The following is a 19,599-nucleotide window of genomic DNA, read 5'->3' on the forward strand; positions in this document are numbered from 1 at the left end:
GGCGCCCGCGACCGCCCCGGGGTGCCCGGACACTGTGGAAGGCTGGGCGCGTGAACGGCGAACCGGGCGGCCGGCCCGCGCCCGCCCGGCGCCGGTGACCCCGCCCATGATCCCCGCCCCGTACGACGAGATGCGCGACGCCGGCGGGGCCGTGCGGGCGCCGTGGACCGGGCTCGCCGGGGTCCTCGACGGCGCCGGGCCCGCCGGGCTGCGGGCGCGCCGCGCCGACACCCTGCGCCTGCTCGCCGACGACGGCGTGGCCTACCACCCGCCCGGCGCCGAGTCCGAGCAGCTCTGGGAGCTCGACCCGCTCCCGCTGGTGCTCGACGGCGCGGAGTGGGCGGGCCTCGAACGCGGCGTCGCGCAGCGGGCCGAGCTGCTCGACCGGCTCCTGGCCGACCTCTATGGTCCCCGCGCCACGATCACCCGCGGGCTCCTGCCGGTCGAGGTCGTCGACGGCCACCCCGGCTACCTGCACGGCTGGCGACGCCCGGCCGGGGCGCCGCCGCGCCGCGAGCTGTTCCTGTCCGGCGTGGACCTCGGCCGGACGCTCGACGGGTGGACGGTGCTCGGCGACCGGGTGCAGGCGCCGTCGGGCGCGGGGTACGCCATGGCGAACCGCCGGGTGGTCGCGCGGGTGCTCTCGGCCCTGCACCGGCGGTCGCGGATCCGCAGGCTGGGCCCCTTCTTCGAGGCCGTCCGGGCGGGCCTGCAGGCCGGCCGGGACGATCGGCGGATCGTGCTGCTGCACCCCGGTCCCGACTCCGAGACGGCCTACGAGCAGGCGCTGCTGTCGTCGTTGCTCGGGCTGCCGCTCGTGCTCGGCTCCGAGCTGACGGTGCGCGACGGCCGGCTCTGGCAGCACTCCCTGGGCCGGCTCGACCCGGTCGACGTCGTGCTCCGCCGGCTCGACGCGGACTGGTGCGATCCCCTCGACCTGCGCCCGGACTCCCGGCTCGGCGTCCCCGGCCTGCTCGAGGCCGCGCGGCTCGGCGCCGTCACCGTGCTCAACGGGCTGGGCGCGGGTGTGGCGGAGAACCCCGGGCTGCTGCCCTTCCTGCCCGCGCTGAGCCGGGCGCTGCTGGGCGAGGACCTCCTGCTGCCCAGCGTGCCGACGTGGTGGTGCGGCGACCCGGCCTCGCTCACGCACGTCCGGGCGCACCTCGCCGAGCTGGTCCTCACGCCCGTCGCGCGGGGCCGGGCGCCGGTCCGCGGCGCCGACCTCGACCCCGCCGCGCGGGCCGCGCTGCTGGTCCGGGTCGAGGCCGAGCCGCACGCCTGGGCCGCCCAGCGGGAGGTGGTGCTGTCCACCGCACCCGTCGTGACGGACGCCGGGGCCGAACCGCGGGCCGTCACGCTGCGGACCTTCGCCGTCGCCTCCGGGGAGGGCTGGGAGGTGCTCGACGGCGGGCTGGGCGCGGTCCCGGCCGGCGCCGAGCCCCCGCTCGAGGGCGTGGCCACCCTGGCCAAGGACGTATGGGTGGTCGGCGAGCGCCCCGAGCGAGCCGCTCCGGGTGCCCTCGACGAGGCCGTCGCGGCCACGGCACCCGCCGGCGTCTCGCCGCGGGTGGCGGAGGACCTGTTCTGGCTCGGGCGGTACGCGGAGCGGGCCGAGGACACCGCACGGCTGCTGCGCGCGGTCACGGACCGGTGGGCGGACTTCCGGACCTCGCCCGAGCCCGCGGGCGCCGGTGCGCTGCGGGCCCTGCTCGTCGCGACCTCCGAGATCACCCGCACCACGCCGGGCTTCGCCGCGCTGCCGGCCGACGAGGACCCGGGCGCGGAGCTCCACTCCCTGCTCCACGACCGGACCCGCCCCGGCACCCTCGGCTCCGCCGTGCACCGGCTCACCCGGGCCGCCCAGGCGGTGCGCGAGCAGCTGTCCACCGACACCTGGCTCGTCCTCGGCCGGCTCGACACCGTGCTGCAGCGCCTCGCCGCCGCTCCCGAGCCGGACACCGGGGACGTGTCCGAGGTGCTCAACCGGGTGCTCGAGGGCCTGCTCGCGCTGGCCGGCATCACCGCGGAGAGCCTGGTCCGCGACGACGGCTGGCGGCTGCTCGACGCGGGCCGGCGGGTGGAGCGGGCCCAGCACGTCGTCGCACTGCTGGCCGCGACGCTGTGCGACGCCCCGCGCGGCCCGGCCGACCGGCTGGTGGTCGAGTCCGTGACGATCGTGGCGGAGAGCGTGATCACGCACCGCCGGCGCAACGCGGGCCGCCCCGGCATCGCCCCGCTGCTCGACCTGCTGCTCGCCGACCGGGACAACCCGCGCGCCGTCGCCCACCAGCTCGACCGGCTCGCCGACGACCTCGCGCACCTGCCCGGCGCCGTCCCGGCCTCGTTCGACGCCGCCGTCGCCCGCCTCGCCGCCGCCGACCCGGCCGCGCTCGCCGTCCGGGACACCGCCGACGGCACCCGCCCGGCCCTGCGCGCCCTGCTGGCGGGGCTCGGCGCGGACCTCGACCGGCTCGCCGAGGACGTCGCCGCCGCGCACTTCGCGCCGCAGCGCCGCCCGCACCCCTACGACCCGCTGCTGGCGACCCCGTGACCACCTACCGCGTCACGCACCGCACGGCCTACGAGTACTCCGGCGAGGTCACCACCAGCTTCGGCCGGGCGCACCTGCTCCCGCGCACCCAGCCCGACCAGCGGTGCAGCGAGGCCCGGGTGGTCGTCGACCCGGCGCCGGACGAGTTGCGCGAGCACGTCGACGCCTTCGGCAACCGCTCCACCTACTTCTGCGTCCGCACCCCGCACCGGGCGCTCGCCGTGCTGGCGGAGAGCACGGTGACGGTCGACCGCACCGTCGTGCCGCCTGCCCTGCGCGCCTGGGAGGAGGTCCGGGACCGGAAGGATCTCGACGCCCGGCCCTTCGCCCTGCCGTCGCCGCGGCTCCCGGCGCAGCCCGAGGTCGCCGACTACGCCGCGCCCTCCTTCCCGCCCGGGCGCCCGCTCGGCGAGGCCGCCGCCGACCTGTGCCGCCGCATCCACGACGACTTCGCGTACGTCACCGGCTCGACGACGGTGCGGTCCACCGTGACCGACCTGCTCACCGGCGGCGAGGGGGTCTGCCAGGACTTCGCGCACCTCGCGGTGGCCGCGCTGCGCACCCGCCGCCTGCCCGCCCGCTACGTCAGCGGCTACCTGGAGACCCGGCCGCCGCCCGGGAAGCCGAAGCTGCGCGGCGTCGACGCCTCGCACGCCTGGTTCTCGGTGTGGACCGGCGACGGCTGGCTCGACCTCGACCCCACCAACGACCGGGTCGTCGACGACTCGTACGTCGTGCTCGCGCACGGCCGCGACTACGGCGACGTGCCCCCGCTGAAGGGCGTGATCTTCGCGGACTCGGCGCGCAGCGCGATGGCCGTGGCGGTCGATCTCGAGCGTGTGACGCCGGAGGGGACCGGGTAACGAGCCCCGTGCGCGCCTTCGCCTGCCCCCACTGCTCCGCCCTGGTGTTCTTCGAGAACTCCGTGTGCCTCACCTGCGGCACGGAGATCGGGTTCTCCCGCGCGGAGCGAACCATCGTCCGCGCCGACGGCCGGCACCGGTGCGCGAACCGGCGCACCGCCACGTGCAACTGGTTCGCCGACGGACCCGGCGCGCTGTGCGACTGCTGCGTGCTCACCCGCACCCGCCCCGCCGACGGCGACACCGACGCCCTGGCCGCCTTCGCCCTCACCGAGCAGGCCAAGCGACGGCTGCTCTACCAGCTCGACGACCTCGCGCTGCCCGTCGTCGGCCGGAACGAGGACCCACGCGGCGGGCTGGCCTTCGACCTGCTCTCCAGCGCGCACGAGCCGGTGACGACCGGGCACGCGAGCGGCGTCGTCACCCTCGACCTGGCCGAGGGCGACGCCGGGTACCGCGAGCGGATGCGCGTGCAGCTCGCCGAGCCCTACCGCACCCTGCTCGGGCACCTGCGGCACGAGACCGGGCACTGGTACTGGGAGGTGCTGGTCGACCGGCCCGGGCGGAACGACGACTTCCGCGCGCTGTTCGGCGACGAGCGCGAGTCCTACGCCGACGCCCTGGAGCGGCACTACTCCTCCGCCCCGCCCGAGGGCTGGGAGGACCGGTACGTCAGCTCCTACGCCACGGCGCACCCCTGGGAGGACTGGGCGGAGACCTTCGCCCACTACCTGCACATCCGCGACACCTCGCAGACCGCGGCGGCCTTCGGGATCAGCGTGCGGGGCCCCCTCGACGCCCGCGAGGACCTCACCTCCGAGCCGCACGAGTCCGAGAAGGACTTCGACGCGATCGTCGCCGCCTGGCTCCCGCTGACCTACGCGCTCAACGCCGTGAACCGCTCGATGGGCCACACCGACCTCTACCCCTTCGTGCTCGCCCCGACCGTGCTGGACAAGCTGCGGTTCGTGCACGACCTCGTGATCGCGCGCCCCTCCTACGTGCCCGCCTGACCCGCCAGTCGCTCCACGCCGTCGAGCAGCAGGCCCAGGCCGAACTCCCAGGTGTCGTCCGAGTACTCCTCGTCGAACCCGCCCTTCTCCCAGATCCGGGTCATGGTCGGGAAACGCTCGGACGAGAAGTAGGTGCCCCAGAAGCTCGACCGGGACTCGTAGTAGTCGTCCTGGGTGACGCCGGTGCGGGCGGAGACGCTGGTGTCCGTGACGGCGGCGCGGGCCGCGCCGAAGACGTGGGACTCCACGAGGTTCGCGACCCGGCTGACCGTGGCCTCCGGCAGCCCCGTGAGCGCGACGGCCCGGTACAGGTCCTCCTGCGCGTCGAGCACGTGTGGGCCCAGCGGCATGCGCCAGAGGTTGGAGCGAATCAGCCACGGGTGCTCCTGGTACATCCGCCAGGCCTCGTGCGCGTGGAACTCCACCTGCGCCCGCCAGGGCAGCGCGCGGTCGGGGAGCCTGCGGTCCGCCCAGGCGCGGTCGATCATCAGCTCGAACAGCTCGTCCTTGCCCGGGACGTAGGTGTAGAGGCTCATCGCGCCGACGCCGAGGTGCTGGGCGACCTTGCGCATGGACAGCTCGTCGACGCCGTGGGCCCCCGCGACCTCCATCGCCCCGGCCACGACCTGCTCGAGCGTGAGCCGCTGCTTGGGCCCGCGGGTCGGCGGCGGAGGCGGGTCCCAGAGCAACCGGACCATGGCGCGCCCCTCCGGCGTGCCGTACTCGCCGTCCGGTTCGTCCACGTCGCGAAATTCCCTCCCGGCCATCACTCCGTACGGTGTATGGTATCCGATCGGCACGCAGTACGCCGTACGGAGATTGGTGGACGAGGGGACCTGATGATCCACACCGAGTCGCTCACCCGCACCTTCCGGGTGGGCAAGGAGACGGTCGAGGCGGTGCGCGGGATCGACCTGGACGTGGCCGAGGGCGAGCTCGTCGCGTTCCTCGGCCCCAACGGCGCCGGCAAGTCGACCACCCTGCGGATGCTCACCAGCCTGCTCCCGCCCACCTCCGGCACCGCCCGGGTCGCGGGGGTCGAGGTCACCGAGCACCCCGCCGAGGTCCGCCGCCGGATCGGCTACATCGGCCAGAAGGACGGCGCCGGGCACAACTACCGGGTCTGGGACGAGCTCCTCATGCAGGGCCGGTTCTACGGGATGGGCAAGGCCGAGGCGAAGGCCGCCGCGGAGTCCCTGCTCGGGACGCTCGACCTCACGGCCCTGCGGATGCGCAAGGTCAGCTCGCTCTCGGGCGGGCAGAAGCGGCGGCTCGACATCGCGCTCGGGCTGATCCACGCCCCGCGGCTGCTGTTCCTCGACGAGCCGTCCACCGGCATGGACCCGCAGAACCGGGCCAACCTGTGGGAGCACATCCTGCGGATCCGCGAGGAGCGCGGATCCACGATCGTGCTCACCACCCACTACCTCGACGAGGCCGACGCGATGGCCGAGCGGGTCGTGATCATCGACCACGGGCGGGTCATCGCCGACGACACCGCCGACGCGCTCAAGCGCAAGCAGGCGGGCGACCGGCTGACCGTCGTGGTCCGGCCCGCCGACGCGGACCGGACCCGGGGCCTCCTGGCGACCGAGGGCAGCGAGCCCGCCGAGAGGCCGGACCCGGACGGCACCGCGCTCTCGGTGCGGGTCGAGGCCGCCTCGCACGCCATGCCCGGGGTGCTCGAACGGCTGCGGGCCGCCGGGGTGGACGTGATCGCCGCGTCCGCCCGCCAGCCCACCCTCGACGACGTCTTCCTCAACCTCACCGGCCGCAGCCTGCGCGAAGGAGAGTCCTGATGGCCGTGCTCACCCTGACCGCTCCCCCGCGCACGAGCGTGCTGACCGACGTCGGGCACGTGTGGTGGCGGGAGACCCTCACCATCGTCCGCGACCCCTTCTCGCTGATCTTCTCCCTGCTCCAGCCGCTGGTGTTCCTCGGCCTGTTCGGCCCGCTGCTCGCCGGGGTGGCCGGCGGGGCCGCGGCGTTCGGCGGCTCGTCGCTGCAGTGGTTCCTGCCCGGCGTCGTCGTGATGATCACGATGTTCGGCACGTCGATGACCGGCGCGAACCTGCAGTTCGAGATCATGACCGGGGCGTTCGAGCGGATCCTCGCCACGCCGCTGTCCCGCTCGTCGCTGATGATCGGGCGCGCGCTCAAGGAACTCACCCCGCTGGTCGTGCAGGCCGCGGTGATCACGCTCGTCGCGATCCCGTTCGGCTTCGTGCTGTACCCGCTGCACGTGGTGGTCGGCCTGGTGCTGCTCGGCGTCTTCGGCGTGGGGATCGGCGCGCTGTCCTACGCGCTGGCGATCGCCGCCCGCAAGACGGAGTGGATCTTCTGGGCGGTGCAGCAGTCGTTGCTGTTCCCGCTGCTCATCCTGTCCGGGATGATGCTCCCGCTGGAGACCGGGCCGGGCTGGATGCAGGTGGTGTCGAAGTTCAACCCGCTCACCTACGTCGTCGACGCCGAGCGGGTGCTCTTCGCGGGCGGCATCGCCGACGCGACGGTGCTCTGGGGCTTCGTCGCCGCGATCCTCACCGCGCTCGTGGGGCTGGCCGTCGGGATCCGGTCCATCCGCAAGGCCACCATCTGACCGCTGCGGCCCCGCCGGGAGGGGACCGCACCCGTCCCGGCGCGGCCGTCCGGCCGGCACGGTCCGACGCGGTCCGATGCGGTCCGACGAGAGCGACGCCCTCGCACCCCGGCAGCCGTCGTGCGCGGTCAGTGGTGCGCGAGCACCACTGACCGCGCACGGGCACGTCAGTGCTGGTCAGTGCTTCCGGACCACCGTCTCGACGCCGCCCTCCCGCCACATCGTGATGTCGAGGTGCCCGCCGCCCACCTCGACCGCCGACGCCCCGACGAGGACGGCGCCGAGGAAGCGGTCGAAGGTCCGGCCGCGCAGGTCGAAGCCGGTCCGTGCGAACAGGTCGTCGGCGAAGCGGGCGTGCAGGTCCGGGTCCTGCACGTTCTCCACCGTGCCCCAGACCTTCGCGTCGCCGTCGGACACGTGGGTGTCGACGGTCGCGGTGTGCAGCGTGAAGCGCGGGTCCCGGTCGAGGTCGCGGAACTTCGCGGTGTCCGGCATCCCGCTGATCCAGAGCCGGTCCTCGAAGAACCGCGGCTCCATCGGGCAGATGCGCGGGTAGCCGTCCGGCCGCAGCGTCCCCAGGAAGCACAGGTTGCCGGTCGCGGCGTGCCGCCGGCGGAAGATCGCGGCGATCCGCGGCGCGACCTTCTCGAACTCCTGCCAGGAGGTGGTCATGCCGGGACCGTACGACCGAACCCTGACAGCACCTGTCCGGTTCACCACCGCGGGCCGGCGGGATCCACCCCGAGCAGGGCCTTGCCGACCATCTCGTGCGTGAACGCGTCCGTGCCGGGGTGGAAGCGGGCGGCCCGGACGTCGCGGGAGAGCCGCTCCAGCTCGCTGCCCACGCGGTAGGACGCCCCGCCGACGACCTCGCACGCGGTGTCGACCACGCGCATCGCCGCGTGCGCCGCCCGCCACTTCGCGCTCAGCACGTGCACACCCCACAGCGGCCCGTGGTCCACCCCGGTGACCCGGTCCCGGGCCAGGGTGTCGAGCTGGGCGCGCGCCGCCGACAGCTCCAGGTGCATCCCCGCGACCTGGTGCTGGACCAGCGGATGGTGGGCGAACGTGCCGCGGGGGAGCGCGATCGAGGTGCGGCTCCGGGCGTGGGTGACGGCCAGCTCGAGGGCGCGCTCGGCGATGCCGACGGACACGTTCGCGATCAGGGTCAGCGCCCACACCTGCATCGCGCCGACGACCGGGTCGTCGGACGGGCCCGCCGGCGCGACGCGCAGGACCTCGGCGTCGGCGAGGAACACGCCGTCGAGCACGGTGTCGTGGCTCTCCGTGGCCCGCATGCCCTGGGCGTCCCAGTTGCGCACGGTCCGCAGGCCGGCGGCGTGGCGGCGCACGAACCCGTGCACGACGACCGGTGCGGCCGGGTCGGAGGCGTCCATCGCGTGCAGGCCGAGCCGGTCCCAGTGCTCGCCGAGCGAACCGAACATCTTGCGGCCGTCGATCCGCCAACCGCCCGCGACCCGCGTGGCCCTGGTGGTGGAGAGGGCGACCGGCACGTCGTTGCCCGCCTCCGCGTGCCCGGACGCCAGCACCTCGCCGGCGGCGGCCCAGGTCAGGACGGGATCGGCGACGTCGACCCCGCGGGCCGCGAGGTCGGCCGCGGTGCCGACCCAGTAGTGGTGCATGCACGTGGAGAGCGCCGTCGCCGGGGAGAAGCGCGCCAAGCGGCGCTGCTCCGCGGCGAGCGCGGCCAGGTCGAGGCCGAGGCCGCCGCGGTCGGCGGGAAGGGCGGCGCGGAGCCAGCCGGCGGCGCGCAGCGCGGCGAGGTCGTCCGTCGCGTAGGTGCCGGTGGCGTCGTGCCGTGCGGCGCGGTCGCGGAAGTCGGCGAGCAGGTCGTCGGTGAGAGCCGTGCGCTCGAGCGTCGTGGTCATGGCCCGGAACGCTAGGAGCGCGGCACGGGTGCCCACCTCGGGCGAACGCTCCATGCGCCGCTCCATCCCGGATGGAGCGTTCCGCCGATGTGGACGCGGCCGGCGCGCTCCTAGCGTCGGCCCGGTCAGCACGACCACGACCGAGGAGGTTCCCGTGTACGTCCGGATCGTCACCTTCGGCATCACCGTCCCCGAGGAGGCCTACGCCGCGCACGCGGAGGCCGTCGCACCCGCCTTCGCCGACTGGCCCGGCCTGCTCGGGAAGTGGTGGCTGGCCGACGCCGACAGCGGCACCCACGGCGGCGTCTACCTCTTCGCCGATCGCGCGGCCGCCGACCGCTCCCGGGACACCGACACCTTCCGGGCGATGACGGACAGCCCGGCCCTGACCGGGATCACCGTCCGGGAGTTCGACGTCCTGGCCGCGCCGACCGCCGTCACCGCGCCCGACCTGGCCGTGGTCGTCCGCTGAACCCGGTCCGTTCGGCCCGTTCGCTCCGACGCGCCCCGGTCCTACCCTTCCGGGTGTGCCGGGTGACGAGGCTCCTCCGCTGGTCGCGGACCGAGTCGCGGCGTCCCGCGCCGCCGAGCTCGTCGGCCGGGCGGAGGAGCAGCGGGTCCTGGCGTCCTGGCTGGACCCGGCGGGTCCGGCGGTCGGGTTCGTGCACGGCCCCGGCGGGATCGGGAAGACGGCGCTGGTCCGGGGCACGCTGACCCGGCTCGGCCGGCCCTGGGTGGAGCTGCAGGGGCGGGCCGTGGAACCGACCCCGCGCGGGGCCCTGACGGAGCTGGGCCGCGCGCTCGGGCAGCCGGTCCGCGACCCGGCGGAGGTGTCCCGCGCGATGGTCGCCGCCGGCACCGAGGTGCTGGTGGTCGACTCGTACGAGCGCTGGAACCTGCTCGACGGCTGGCTGCGCACGGAGCTGGTCGCGGCCTTCCCGGCGCACGTGACCACACTGCTCGTGGGTCGCCGCGCCCCGAACCTCGCTTGGCGGACCTCGCCGGGCTGGCGCCCGCTCGTCGCCGAGCTGGCTGTGGGCCCGTTGCGGCCCGAGGACCTCGACGCGCTCCTCTGCCGGCGCGGGCTCGCGGACGGGCAGCGTGCCTGGGTCGGTGCGCTGGCCCACGGGCACCCGCTGGCCGCCTCCATCGCGGCCGAGGCGGTGCAACGGTCGGGCGGCGTGCCGCCCGCGGCCGGCACTCCCGGCGAGGTGGCCGAGGAGCTCGTCGAGGTCCTGCTCGACGACCTCGACCCGGCCGAGCTGGAGGTGGTCGAGGCGGCGACCGTCCTGCGCCGCGTGACCCTGCCGCTGCTGCGGTCGGTGCTCCCCGAGCACGACGCCGACCGGGCCTGGTCGGTGCTGCGGAGGCTCCCGCTGACGCGGCTCTCCGGCTCCGGCCTCGAGCTCTCCGGCGTCGCCCGGGCCGTGGCGCTCGACGCGCTGGAACGCCGGGACCCCGACCGCGTCCGCGTCCTGCGGACCCGCGCGGCCCACGCGATCCTCGACGGTCTGGGCACCGAGCCGCGCGGCGCCGACTGGGACACCACCGCGGACCTGATGCACCTGGTCCGGAACCCGGTGATCCGCAACGCCTACGCGCCGCCCGGCGGCCTGCAGCACCCGGCGGAGAGGGCATGGCCCGAGGACCGGGCGGCGGTCCTGGACATCGCGGGCCGGTTCACCGGCCCCGAGGGCTCGGCGCTGACCGAGGTCTGGTGGCGGGAGCGGCCCCAGGACTTCCACGTCGCCCGCGGGACTGCGGGCGTCGCCGCGTTCAGCACCGTCGCACTGCACGACGAGATCGTGGAGCCGTCGCTGCGGGCCGACCCGGTCCTCGCCGCGGCGAGCGACCACCTCCGCACGCAGCCCCCGCCGACGGGCAGCCGATCGCTGCTGGTCCGGTCGATGCTGGGGCACCGCCGCGGCGAGCTCTCCTCCCCGGAGGTGGCCACCCTCGTCGTCGACCTCAAGCGCACGTACCTCGAGCACCGCGCCACCCTGCGGCGCGTCTACACCGCCGTCCACGAGTGGGAGGCGGCCGCACCGCTGCTGCGCATCATGGGCTTCGTCCCCGCCGGCACGATCGCGGTGGGCGGACTCCCGCACCGCCTGGCGGTGCTGGACTTCGGGGCCGCCGGCCTCGACGGCTGGATCGCCCGGCACGTCCTCGACGAGCAGCGCCTCCGCCCGCAGGACGACCCGCCCCGCCCCGCCGTCCTCGAGCTCACCCCGCGCGAGCAGGAGGTCCTCTCCCTCCTCGCCGAGGGGATGACCAACATGGAGCTCGCCCGCGCGCTGTTCATCAGCGAGCGCACGGCCAACCGGCACGTCAGCAACATCTACACGAAGCTGGGCGTGCGGAACCGGGCCGAGGCGACCCGGGTGGCCGTCGAGGCGGGCATCGCCTCGTGACTGGGAGCAGGATCCGCCTCTCCCGGGTGTACGACCACGAGCCGGATCCGGGCAGCCGGTCCTACCTGGTCGACCGGGTGTGGCCGCGCGGGGTCCGCCGCGACGACCTCGAGCCGGCCGACTGGGCGAAGGACGTCGCCCCCAGCCCGGAGCTCAGGAAGTGGTTCGGTCACGACCCGGAGCGCTGGGAGGAGTTCCGCCGCCGCTACTTCGCCGAGCTCGACGCCCGGCCACAGGCCTGGCGGCCGCTGCTCGACGCCGCGCGGTCCGGCACCCTGACCCTGCTCTACGGCGCCCGGGACCGCGACCACAACAACGCCGTGGCGCTGCGCGACTACCTCGCCGCGCGGCTCGCCGAGGACTGAGCCGCAGGCTCAGGCCCGGACGGTCAGCCCGACCCGCTGGAACTCCTTGAGGTCCGAGTAGCCCGTCTTCGCCATCGCCCGGCGCAGCGCGCCGAAGATGTCCACGGTGCCGTACGGCGTGGACGACGGGCCGAAGAGGACCTGCTCCAGCGTGCGGTCCGACGGGGCGAACCCCGTGACGTCCGAGCGCGGCAGCGACGGGTGCGCGGCGGCGGAGGTCCAGTAGAGACCGTCGGCGGGCGCGTCGGCCGAGTCGGCGAGCTGCTCGCCGAGCATCACCGCGTCCGCCCCGCAGGCGATGGCCTTGGCGACGTCGCCGGAGCCGTTGATGCCGCCGTCGGCGATCACGTGGACGTACCGGCCGCCGGTCTCGTCGAGGTAGTCGCGGCGGGCCGCGGCCGCGTCGACCAGCGCCGTCGCCATCGGGACGCCGATGCCCAGCACCTCGTCCGTGGTGGTGGCCGAGGACTCGCCGTACCCGACGATCACGCCGGCCGCGCCGGTGCGCATCAGGTGCATCGCGGTGCGGTAGTCACCCACGCCGCCGGCGACCACCGGCACGTCGAGCGAGTTGATGAAGTCCTTGAGGTTGAGCGGCTCGCCCTTGCTCACGTGCTCGGCGGAGATGATCGTGCCCTGCACGACCAGGATCTCGACGCCGCCGGCGAGCAGGGCCGGGGTGAGCTCGCGGGCCCGCTGCGGGCTGACCCGCGCCGCGACCGTGACCCCCGCGTCCCGGACGGTCCGCAGCGCCTCGGCGAGCAGGTCCTCCTGGATCGGGGCCGCGTGCAGCTCCTGCAGCGCGCGGACCGCGGCGCTCGGGTCGTCCGAGTCGGCCGCCTCGACCACGCGGGCGATGGCGCCCTGCGCGTCGGCGTGCCGAGACCAGAGGCCCTCGGCGTTGAGCACCGACAGGCCGCCGAGCTTGCCGATCGCGACCGCGGTGGCCGGCGAGACCACCGCGTCCGTCGGGTGCGTGACGAGCGGGATCTCGAACCGGTAGGCGTCGAGCTGCCAGGCGGTCGAGACCTCCTGCGAGCTCCGCGTCCGCCGCGACGGAACGATCTCGACCTGGTTCAGGTCGTAGGCACGACGGGCCTCCCGGCCCATCCCGATCTCCACGAGGTCACGCACGGGTGACCAGCGTAGACGGTAGGGCCGCCGACTCAGCGGGCGGCGTAGTTCGGGGCCTCCACCGTCATGGTGACGTCGTGCGGGTGGCTCTCCTTGAGCCCGGCCGCCGTAATCCGGACGAGCTGGGCCTGCTGGAGCTCGGGGATCGTCTGCGCGCCCGCGTAGCCCATCCCGGACCGCAGGCCGCCGACGAGCTGGTGCACCACGGACTGCAGCGGGCCGCGGAACGGGATCCGCCCCTCGATGCCCTCGGGCACCAGCTTGTCCTCGCTGAGCACGTCGTCCTGCGCGTAGCGGTCCTTGGAGTAGGACTTGGCGGTGCCGCGCGACTGCATGGCGCCGAGCGAGCCCATGCCGCGGTAGGTCTTGAACTGCTTGCCGCCGACGAAGATCAGCTCGCCCGGGGACTCCCCGGTGCCGGCCAGCAGGCTGCCCAGCATCACCGTCGACGCGCCGGCCGCGATGGCCTTGGAGATGTCGCCGGAGTACTGGATGCCGCCGTCGGCGATCACCGGGACGCCGGCGGGCGCGCAGGCGCGCGAGGCCTCGTACACGGCGGTGATCTGCGGGGCGCCGACACCGGCGACCACGCGGGTGGTGCAGATGGAGCCCGGCCCCACGCCGACCTTCACCGCGTCCGCCCCGGCCTCGACCAGCGCCTGGGCGCCGGCGTAGGTGGCCACGTTGCCGCCGACGACGTCGACCGACTCGCCGACCTCGGCCCGCAGCTTCGCGACGGTCTCCAGCACGCGCCGGGAGTGCCCGTGCGCGGTGTCGACCATCAGCACGTCCACCCCGGCGTCGACCAGGCCCATGGCGCGGGCGTACGCGTCCTCGCCGACGCCCACCGCGGCGCCGACGACGAGCCGCCCGTCCGGGTCCTTGGTCGCGAGGGGGTACTTCTCGGTCTTGTTGAAGTCCTTGATCGTGATCAGGCCGCGGAGCACGCCGTCGCCGTCGATGATCGGGAGCTTCTCGAGCTTGTGCCGGCGCAGCAGGCCCAGCGCGGCCTCCGCGGTGACGCCGACCCGCGCGGTGATCAGCGGGGCCCTCGTCATCACCTCGTGCACCGGGCGCTGGAAGTCGACCTCGAACCGCATGTCCCGGTTCGTGATGATCCCGACGAGCTTGCCCTCGGAGTCGGTGACCGGCAGGCCCGAGATGCGGTACTTGCCGCACAGCGCGTCGACCTCGGCGAGGGTCGCGTCGGGCGAGCAGGTCACCGGGTCGGTCACCATGCCGGCCTCGGACCGCTTGACCACTTCGACCTGGGTGGCCTGCTCCTCGGCGGAGAGGTTGCGGTGCAGCACCCCGAGGCCGCCGGCGCGGGCCATGGCGATCGCCATCCGCGCCTCGGTCACGGTGTCCATCGGGGACGACACCAGGGGAACCCGGATCCGCACGCGGCGCGAGAGCTGCGTGCTCGTGTCGACCGCACTCGGCACGACGTCGGACTCCGCGGGGAGGAGCAGCACGTCGTCGAAGGTGAGGCCGAGCATCGCGAACTTCGGCGGCAGTCCGTTGATCTCGCTCGTCATGGCTGGTCGTGCACCCTTCACCGGACGTCCAGGCGGCCCGCTCGCGGCTCGGGTGGACCACCGTCGCAGGACACCATCGTATCCGGGCCGCCGAGCGCCCCCGGCCCGCCGTGGGGAGTCGCCCGACACACCCGGACCGACGGGCCCGTCGGACGTCCGTCCCCAGGCCGGGCAAGTTGTCCACAGGCCTGTGAATGGACCGGTGGACAGCTTCCCGCCCGCCCGGCGGGACGCGGTACCGTGTGGACGTGGCGTTCGACGGCCTGCCCCCCGACCCCTTCGCGGGCGATCCCTACGACCCTGCCCTCTCGCTCGACGAGGGCGGTGCCGAGGAGCACGAGGAGCTGACCGAGGAGGAGCGCGAGGAGGTCGTGGCCGACCTCGCGGACCTCGCCGTCTACCAGGCGCTGCTCGAGCACCGCGGCATCCGCGGGATCCTCGTCGACTGCGCGGACTGCGGCGAGCAGCACTTCCACGAGTGGAACCTGCTCCGGTCCAGCCTGCAGCAGCTGCTCGACGAGGGGCAGATGCGCCCGCACGAGCCGGCGTTCGACCCGGACCCGTCGCACTACGTCACGTGGGAGTACTGCCGCGGCTACGCCGACGCCGCGCTCAACGAGGACTGACCCCCCGACACGCGCGAGGCCCCCGACCGGATCGGTCGGGGGCCTTCGTGCGTACGGCCTCAGCTGGTGGTGGTCGTCGGCTCCGTGGTGGGCTCGGCCGTGGTGGTCGAGCCCATCGACGTGGTCGTCGTCCCCGCCGGCGGCGTGGTCGACGACGTCGGGGTCGTCGGGTCCTGCCCGCCCTCGGTCTTCGGGGGCGGAGGCGTGGTCGACGAGCTCGGCGCCGTCGAGTTGCTCGGCGACTCCGGGACACCGGCGATCCGCGGGTCCACGGTCCGCGGATCGCGCGGGTCCGTGGTGCCGTCGGGGGACGTCGGCGCAGTCGTGCTCGACGACGGCGTGGTGCTCGTCGAGTCCGAGGGCGGCACGCCCGGCTGCTGCTGGTCCTTGTCGCCCTCGGTCGCCGGGGCCTGCGGCCGCGGCGTGCCGTTGCGCAGCGGGGCGCGCGGGTCGGTCGGCTGACCGGACGGCGTCTCCTGCACCTTCTGCGCCAGGAAGGTCTGCTCGGCGGCGAGGTAGGTCTTCCCCTCCTCCGGGCGGACCTGCTCCAGCAGCGGCGCGAGCGCCTGGAGGTCCTGCTGCGCACCCGCGGTGTCGCCGCGCTCGAGCTTGGCGTTGACCTGATCGATGCGCTGCTTCACCTCGACGGCCGCGAGCTTGGAGTTCGCCGCGTCCTTGTAGAGGACCTGCGTGACCCCGAACAGCGGGCTGCCCGGGTCCGCGTCCTGCGCGCCGATCGAGACGCCCGCGATGCTGAAGACCAGCAGCGCGGCCGCGCCGGCGAGCGGGATCAGGTGCCGGCGCCGCGACGAGGGCCGCTTCACCGACCCGGACTCGACGGCCGCCACCGCGGTGTCGAGGTCCACCAGCTCCGGGATCGGATCGGCGTCGACCTCGGCCTTCCAGGCGGCGAGCATCGCGACGACCTTGTCGTCCGCGTCGTACCCGCCGTACCCGGGTGCCGAGACGGTCATCCCGGCGGCGAGGGCGTTGATCAGCTCGTCGTCCGCCTGGACGGCGACCAGGTCCAACGGCTCGTCGGCGAACTCGGCCTCCTCTGCGTGGGAGCCGCCGCGGCCGGCCGGGAACGGGATGGGCCGGTTCGGCACGCCGTGCGGGTCACCGGTGCGGTGGCCGTTGGTGCCGCCGGTGCCGTTCGCCCCGTTGCGGGGGCGGCCGAAGGGGTGGCCGCCCTGGTTGTCACGGTCGGACATTCAGACCACCTCCTCCTCGGGCATGTTCTTGCGCAACCGGGCGAGCGCCCGGTGCTGGGCCACGCGGACGGCCCCGGGTGTGGAACCGACGGCGTCCGCCGTCTCCTCCGCGCTGAGTCCCACGACCACTCGCAGGACGATGATCTCGCGTTGCTTCTCGGGGAGCTGGTCGAGCAGGCGCGACATCTGTTCGGACAGCTCGACGCGCAGCGCACGCTGCTCGGGGCCGTCCTCGGACTCGACGGAGTCCGGCACGTCCGCCACCGGTTCCGACCGGTTGCGGCCCGCTGCACGGTGCGCGTCGATCACCTTGTGCGACGCGATCCCGTAGACGAAGGCCAGGAACGGGCGTCCCTGGACGCGATAGCCGGGCAAGGCCGTCAGCACGGCCAGACACACCTCCTGCGCGACGTCGTCCGCCGAGACGGACGACCGGTCCGATCCACCGAGGCGCGCGCGGCAGTACCGCACGACCAACGGCCGGATGGTGGCCAGTACACGTTCGACCGCTCCGCGGTCACCTGCCATAGCAGATGCCACCAGCTCGTCGAGAACGTCTGTCGGTTCACTCATCGCGCAGAGTCGTCCAGGCGTTACGCAGCATGTTCGTCATCATCCGTTCGGTGAGGCCGACTACGGAGAGTGCCGAATCGGGATCTCAGTGCCGACCACCGTAGCGAAGCCCCCGGAGCGGCCGGGAACCGCTCTCACGAGTGAGGACGGATGAGAGGTCCGCTGGTTGCGGTCCGTACCGGCGCCGCCGCCGACGTGTCGGACGCCGTCGGCGAGCGGTCGCCCGAGGGCGTGACGTGGACGCGGGGCGTCACCGAGGGGAACCCGGTCGAGTCGGTCACGCGCGGCGACCGGTCGCCCGGGCCGGGTGGTGGGAGCGGCTCCGGAGGGCGACGGACGGGCAACGGGGAGACGGGGCGCCCGAGGGCGCCGGCCCCTGACGGCGCGCGCGACGGCGGCGCCGGGAATCGGTCGGCCGCGCGGCGGGGGCGGGCCGCGCGGCGGGCACACGACGGCCGACGGCGCCACCGACGGGCGCGGCACGGCGGTCGTGCGGTGCGGAGCGCGTGGCGGGACGGACCCGGCCGGTGCGTGGCTGCGCTGCGACAGCCACGGCCCTCGGCCGCGTCGTCCGCCCGGTCACTCCCACCCGGACCCCGGTCCGGGTGCTGGTGCGGTACTGCTGTGGTGCTCCGGACCCGAGCGGGTCCGCCGGTGCGGCGTCCGCGTCAGGACACGAGGCCGCGGCGGAAGCCGTGCGCGACGGCCTGGGCGCGGTCCCGGACGCCGAGCTTGCGGAACAGCCGGCGGGCGTGGGTCTTCACGGTGTCCTCGGACAGGTAGAGCTCGCGGCCGATCTGCCCGTTGCTCTTGCCCTGGCTCATCCCACGCAGCACCTGCAGCTCGCGCTCGGTGAGCTGCACGCCCGGGTCGGCGGGCGCCCGCGGCGTGGGGACCGCGGTGGAGGCGAGGGTGTGGGCGAGGGCGGCCACCAGCTCGGGCCGGGAGGCGTCCCAGCGGAGGTAGCCCCGCGCACCGCCGGCGATGGCGGCGGCGATGCTGCCCGCGTCGTCGGGGGCTCCGAAGACGATGACGTTCGCCTGCGGGTGGGCCGCCACCAGACGCCTGGTGGCCTCCACCCCGGTGGGCACCGCGCGCTGGGTGCCGACCAGGACGACGTCGACCGGCTGCCGGGAGAACCGGGCCAGCAACTCGTCCCCATGGGCGACGCAATCGATCCGGTGCACCCCCGGCACCGCGGACATCACGCGGGTGAGACCTTCGCGGACGCTGCGACGATCGTCGCAGATGAGTACCGTCGTCACGACGATTCCTTCCTGCAGCTTCCTGCAGCCGGGTGATGTGTCACCCTCCGCATCGGCGAGTGACCGGATCACCTTGACACGATCAGGGCGACTTTGTGCCCTCCATTCGGGACCTCTGCGCCGAACGGCACTCGTCATGTGGGTGACTGAGGTCCGAATGGAGTAATTACATTACCGCGAGCCTCAGCTCACCCGGAGGCGCCTCCCCCCATCAGGCGCCGCCCCGCCCCCTCGGACCGGGCACGGATGACGCTCAGCGTGGCCGCCGCGGCGTGTCGTCGGCGAGCCGCACCGTTCGGCGCACCGATCGTCGATCGGAGCAACCGATCGGGCCGCCGATCGTGTCGTTCCGGACCCTCGATGGACGGGTCCGGCGGTCGCACCGCGGCGCCGGGCGGATCGCCCGTCCGGGACGGCACCGGGAGGCCCTCCACGGACCCGTCCGGGGGCTTCCGGGAACCCGTCGGAGTTCCGCCTCCGCGGCCCTCCCCGGAGGCCTGCGGGCGAGCGTCCGGAGAGGACGGCACCCCCGGCGCGGCGGTCCGCCGGGCCACCGTCGCGGCGGCGTCCGCGGCGGCCAGGAGGGCGGCCCACGCGAGCGGGAGCAGCCCTGCCGCCGCCGCGTCCTCCGCGACCGCGTCCAGGGCCGCGAGGGCCGCCTCCGGCGTGGGCGCGACGACGCCCTCCCCCGAATCCGCGAGACCGTCCTCGTATCCCGTGCCGGCGCGCACCGCGGCGACCACGGCCGCCAGGAGCCGGGACTTCATCAGGTGCCGCGGCGAGCCGGCAGCGGCGGCCCCGCACACGGCCCGGGCGGCCGCGGTCGCAGCGCTGTCGAGGTCCCCGCGGGCGAGGGCGAGCTCCGCACGCACCCAGTCCGCCCGGACGGCCGGGCGCCACGGCTCCGAGCTGCCCGACACCTGCGCCACGCCCGCGGCCAGCACCGCATCCGACCTGCTCAGCAGGCATACGGAGCGGTCGAGGTGGCCTTGCCCGAGCGCGTCGGCCGCGAGTCCGGTGAGGGCGTCCACCCGGGCCGAGAGCAGGTCCGCGCAGGGGCTCGCGGGACCCGTGGCCGCCGCGACCGGATCACTGCCGGGGTCGGCTCGGCGACCCGTGTCGACGCCGCCGGAGGGACTCGGCCCACCCGTCACCGGGGCTCCGACGGACGCGGTCGCGCAGACGTCGGGCCTCGGTCCGCGGGCCTCGGACGGGCCCTCGCCGGCCGGTCCCGGAGCGGGCGCGGCGGCGACCTCGAGCGACCCGTCGGGGACGGCCGCGACGAGGGCCAGCGCCTGCCCGTCGAGCCGCTCGGCGAGGGCGTGGCCGCCCCGTTGCCGGAGGTGCGAGGCGCGGGTGACGAGGGCGTGCGCGCGGACCTCCACGGGCACCCGGGGATCGCGGACGAGGCCCTCCAGGAGGGCGGCCGCGGCGGCGTACCGACCCTGCCCGCCGAGGGCCACGGCGGCCGCCCAGCGCACGACGGGCCCCGCTCGTCCGGCCCGACCGACCGACACGCCGCGGGGGCCGACGCAGGCCACCTCACTCACGCGGCTGT

General features: G+C 74.9%; 18 protein-coding genes. 9 read left to right on the top strand and 9 right to left on the bottom strand.

What is annotated here, in order from left to right; genetic code table 11:
• Positions 1-106 precede the first annotated feature (106 nt).
• The 3 genes from AB0B41_RS17755 to AB0B41_RS17765 are packed head-to-tail and all read left to right on the top strand — an operon-like array spanning position 107 to position 4,427.
• Positions 107-2,551 (top strand): circularly permuted type 2 ATP-grasp protein, encoded by a 2,445-nt coding sequence (locus AB0B41_RS17755; protein ID WP_358204297.1) that lies wholly within the window; start codon positions 107-109, stop codon positions 2,549-2,551.
• Positions 2,548-3,414, top strand: a complete 867-nt coding sequence (locus AB0B41_RS17760; RefSeq protein WP_358204299.1) for a transglutaminase family protein — start codon at positions 2,548-2,550, stop codon at positions 3,412-3,414. The genes AB0B41_RS17755 and AB0B41_RS17760 overlap by 4 nt, the downstream gene beginning before the upstream one ends.
• Positions 3,415-3,422: 8 nt before the next feature.
• Positions 3,423-4,427 (top strand): putative zinc-binding metallopeptidase, encoded by a 1,005-nt coding sequence (locus AB0B41_RS17765; protein ID WP_358204301.1) that lies wholly within the window; start codon positions 3,423-3,425, stop codon positions 4,425-4,427.
• On the opposite strand, the gene AB0B41_RS17770 is transcribed toward AB0B41_RS17765, so the two are convergent.
• Positions 4,412-5,170 (bottom strand): TetR/AcrR family transcriptional regulator, encoded by a 759-nt coding sequence (locus AB0B41_RS17770; RefSeq protein ID WP_358204303.1) that lies wholly within the window; start codon positions 5,168-5,170, stop codon positions 4,412-4,414. The two genes, AB0B41_RS17765 and AB0B41_RS17770, sit on opposite strands and share 16 nt — an antisense overlap.
• 96 nt (positions 5,171-5,266) lie before the next feature.
• Here AB0B41_RS17770 and AB0B41_RS17775 point away from each other — a divergent pair, with 96 nt between their 5' ends.
• Complete coding sequence (locus AB0B41_RS17775; RefSeq protein ID WP_358204306.1) at positions 5,267-6,226, top strand: ATP-binding cassette domain-containing protein; 960 nt, start codon at positions 5,267-5,269, stop codon at positions 6,224-6,226.
• Positions 6,226-7,023 (top strand): ABC transporter permease, encoded by a 798-nt coding sequence (locus AB0B41_RS17780; RefSeq protein ID WP_358204308.1) that lies wholly within the window; start codon positions 6,226-6,228, stop codon positions 7,021-7,023. Before AB0B41_RS17775 ends, AB0B41_RS17780 begins: the two co-directional genes overlap by 1 nt.
• A gap of 177 nt (positions 7,024-7,200) precedes the next feature.
• Here the strand turns inward: AB0B41_RS17780 and AB0B41_RS17785 are convergent, their stop codons facing one another.
• Together AB0B41_RS17785 and AB0B41_RS17790 are read right to left on the bottom strand one after the other, a co-directional pair.
• Positions 7,201-7,695, bottom strand: coding sequence for a pyridoxamine 5'-phosphate oxidase family protein (locus AB0B41_RS17785; protein WP_358204310.1), 495 nt, complete (start codon positions 7,693-7,695; stop codon positions 7,201-7,203).
• Between the two features lie 41 nt (positions 7,696-7,736).
• On the bottom strand, positions 7,737-8,912 hold the full coding sequence (locus tag AB0B41_RS17790) for an acyl-CoA dehydrogenase family protein (RefSeq protein ID WP_358204312.1): 1,176 nt from the start codon (positions 8,910-8,912) through the stop codon (positions 7,737-7,739).
• Positions 8,913-9,066: 154 nt separating this feature from the next.
• Here AB0B41_RS17790 and AB0B41_RS17795 point away from each other — a divergent pair, with 154 nt between their 5' ends.
• From AB0B41_RS17795 to AB0B41_RS17805, 3 genes are read left to right on the top strand one after another with little or no spacing between them, the layout of a single operon-like run.
• On the top strand, positions 9,067-9,384 hold the full coding sequence (locus AB0B41_RS17795) for a YdhR family protein (RefSeq protein WP_358204314.1): 318 nt from the start codon (positions 9,067-9,069) through the stop codon (positions 9,382-9,384).
• A gap of 55 nt (positions 9,385-9,439) precedes the next feature.
• Positions 9,440-11,326, top strand: a complete 1,887-nt coding sequence (locus tag AB0B41_RS17800) for a LuxR C-terminal-related transcriptional regulator (RefSeq protein ID WP_358204316.1) — start codon at positions 9,440-9,442, stop codon at positions 11,324-11,326.
• Positions 11,323-11,691, top strand: a complete 369-nt coding sequence (locus AB0B41_RS17805) for a DUF488 family protein (RefSeq protein ID WP_358204318.1) — start codon at positions 11,323-11,325, stop codon at positions 11,689-11,691. Before AB0B41_RS17800 ends, AB0B41_RS17805 begins: the two co-directional genes overlap by 4 nt.
• A 9-nt stretch (positions 11,692-11,700) precedes the next feature.
• Here the strand turns inward: AB0B41_RS17805 and AB0B41_RS17810 are convergent, their stop codons facing one another.
• Positions 11,701-12,825: a GuaB3 family IMP dehydrogenase-related protein gene (locus tag AB0B41_RS17810; RefSeq protein WP_037046242.1), complete on the bottom strand. Its 1,125-nt coding sequence runs from the start codon at positions 12,823-12,825 to the stop codon at positions 11,701-11,703.
• A 32-nt stretch (positions 12,826-12,857) separates the two neighbouring features.
• A complete protein-coding gene (guaB, locus tag AB0B41_RS17815) occupies positions 12,858-14,363 on the bottom strand; it encodes an IMP dehydrogenase (RefSeq protein ID WP_358204320.1) in 1,506 nt (501 codons plus the stop codon).
• A 242-nt stretch (positions 14,364-14,605) separates the two neighbouring features.
• Between guaB and AB0B41_RS17820 the strand changes: the two genes are divergently transcribed.
• Positions 14,606-14,989 carry a DUF5319 family protein gene (locus AB0B41_RS17820; RefSeq protein ID WP_358204323.1) on the top strand — a complete coding sequence of 128 codons (384 nt, stop codon included), beginning with the start codon at positions 14,606-14,608 and terminating at the stop codon, positions 14,987-14,989.
• Positions 14,990-15,048: 59 nt separating this feature from the next.
• Here the strand turns inward: AB0B41_RS17820 and AB0B41_RS17825 are convergent, their stop codons facing one another.
• From AB0B41_RS17825 to AB0B41_RS17840, 4 genes are all read right to left on the bottom strand, one after another.
• Complete coding sequence (locus AB0B41_RS17825; RefSeq protein ID WP_358204325.1) at positions 15,049-16,203, bottom strand: anti-sigma-D factor RsdA; 1,155 nt, start codon at positions 16,201-16,203, stop codon at positions 15,049-15,051.
• The gene (locus tag AB0B41_RS17830; RefSeq protein WP_358204327.1) at positions 16,204-16,776 is read right to left on the bottom strand and encodes a sigma-70 family RNA polymerase sigma factor; all 573 of its coding nucleotides are present in this window, start codon (positions 16,774-16,776) and stop codon (positions 16,204-16,206) included.
• 668 nt (positions 16,777-17,444) lie between these two features.
• A complete protein-coding gene (locus AB0B41_RS17835) occupies positions 17,445-18,041 on the bottom strand; it encodes a response regulator transcription factor (protein WP_037046231.1) in 597 nt (198 codons plus the stop codon).
• Between the two features lie 188 nt (positions 18,042-18,229).
• Positions 18,230-19,591 (bottom strand): hypothetical protein, encoded by a 1,362-nt coding sequence (locus AB0B41_RS17840; RefSeq protein WP_358204330.1) that lies wholly within the window; start codon positions 19,589-19,591, stop codon positions 18,230-18,232.
• Positions 19,592-19,599 lie beyond the last annotated feature (8 nt).

Source organism: Pseudonocardia sp. NPDC049154, assembly GCF_040648315.1.
Taxonomy (GTDB): Bacteria; Actinomycetota; Actinomycetes; order Mycobacteriales; family Pseudonocardiaceae; genus Pseudonocardia.